Consider the following 1,699-nt stretch of genomic DNA (forward strand, 5'->3'; position numbering starts at 1 on the left):
GGCTAGACTTGGCGCATGGGGGAAGCGATTCGCATCATCGGCATCGATCCGGGACTGAGGCGCACCGGCTGGGGCATCGTCGAGAGCCTCGGCAACTCGCTGCGCTTCGTCGCTTCCGGCACCGTGCGCTCCGACGACAAGGCGCCGCTCGCGGCAAGGCTCTGCCAGTTGCATGACGGGCTGGCGGAGGTGTTGCATCAGGCCATGCCGCACGAGGCGGCCATCGAACAGACTTTCGTCAACAAGGATGCGACGGCGACGCTGAAGCTCGGCCAGGCGCGCGGCATCGCCATGCTGGTGCCGGCGCGCGCCGGGCTGGTGGTCGCCGAATATGCCCCCAATGCGGTCAAGAAAGCGGTCATCGGCGTCGGCCACGGCGAAAAGAAGCAGATCCACATGATGGTGAAGGTGCTGATGCCGAAGGCGGTCTTCGACACCGATGACGCTGCCGATGCTTTGGCCATCGCCATCTGCCACGCGCATCACCGCCAGAGCGTCGCCTACCGGATGACGGCGCTGGCGTGAGGGGAAAATCATGATCGGCAAGCTGAAGGGCACGTTGGACGAGATCGATGAGGACTCCTGCCTGGTCGATGTGCACGGCGTCGGCTATGTCGCCTATTGCTCGGCGCGCACGCTGGCAGCGCTGCCAGGGCCCGGCGAGGCGGTGGTACTGTTCATCGAGACCTATGTTCGCGAGGACATGATCCGGCTCTACGGCTTCCAGAGCGCGCTCGAGCGCGAATGGTTCCGGCTGTTGATGAACAATGTGCAGGGCGTCGGCGCCAAGGTGGCGCTGGCGGTGCTGTCGACGCTGGCGCCGGCCGACCTCGCCAATGCCATTGCTTTGCGCGACATCGCCATGGTCTCCCGCGCGCCCGGCGTCGGCAAGAAGGTGGCCGAGCGCATCGTGACAGAGTTGAAGAACAAGGCGCCGGCCTATGCCGGCTCCGCCAACGGCACGATCGGCCTCAAGCAGGAGCTTGGCGAGGGCGTGGCAGCAGCGCCGATCACCGATGCGGTCTCGGCTCTGGTCAATCTCGGCTATTCGCGCGACATCGCGGCGAATGCGGTAGCGGCAGCGCTGAAGTCGGCCGGCGAAGGGGCGGATGCCTCGAAGCTGATCCGCTTCGGACTGAAGGAACTGGCGCGGTGAGGCGCTTGTCCTGGCCCTTGGCGTATGCGAGGAACGCCGCATGAGCCTTTCGCCCCGCCTCATTGCCCCCGACAAGCGCGGCGAGGACGCCGACCAGAGCCTGCGGCCGCAGTCGCTCGACGAGTTCGTCGGCCAGGCGGCGGTGCGCGCCAATCTCAAGGTCTTCGTCGACGCCGCCAAGAGCCGCGGCGAGGCGCTTGACCATGTGCTGTTCGTCGGCCCGCCAGGGTTAGGCAAGACGACGCTGGCGCAGATCATGGCGCGCGAGCTCGGCGTCAATTTCCGCTCGACCTCGGGGCCGGTCATCGCCAAGGCCGGCGACCTCGCGGCGCTGCTCACCAATCTCGAGGAGCGCGACGTGCTCTTCATCGACGAGATCCACCGGCTCAATCCGGCGGTGGAGGAAATCCTCTATCCGGCGATGGAGGATTTCCAGCTCGACCTGATCATCGGCGAAGGGCCGGCCGCGCGCTCGGTCAAGATCGACCTCGCCCGCTTCACGCTGGTCGCCGCAACAACCCGGCTCGGGCTCTTGACCAACCC

Annotated in this window: 3 protein-coding genes; all 3 read left to right on the plus strand. The window is 66.5% G+C overall.

What is annotated here, in order from left to right:
• Positions 1-15 precede the first annotated feature (15 nt).
• Positions 16-525 (plus strand): crossover junction endodeoxyribonuclease RuvC, encoded by a 510-nt coding sequence (gene ruvC / locus EOA29_RS35520; protein ID WP_126091437.1) that lies wholly within the window; start codon positions 16-18, stop codon positions 523-525.
• Between the two features lie 10 nt (positions 526-535).
• Positions 536-1,156, plus strand: a complete 621-nt coding sequence (gene ruvA / locus EOA29_RS35525) for a Holliday junction branch migration protein RuvA (RefSeq protein ID WP_126091438.1) — start codon at positions 536-538, stop codon at positions 1,154-1,156.
• Between the two features lie 40 nt (positions 1,157-1,196).
• A partial coding sequence (locus EOA29_RS35530; RefSeq protein ID WP_127222327.1) for an AAA family ATPase occupies positions 1,197-1,699 on the plus strand: 503 nt, incomplete at its 3' end.

This window comes from Mesorhizobium sp. M1E.F.Ca.ET.063.01.1.1, assembly GCF_003998155.1.
GTDB lineage: Bacteria > Pseudomonadota > Alphaproteobacteria > Rhizobiales > Rhizobiaceae > Mesorhizobium.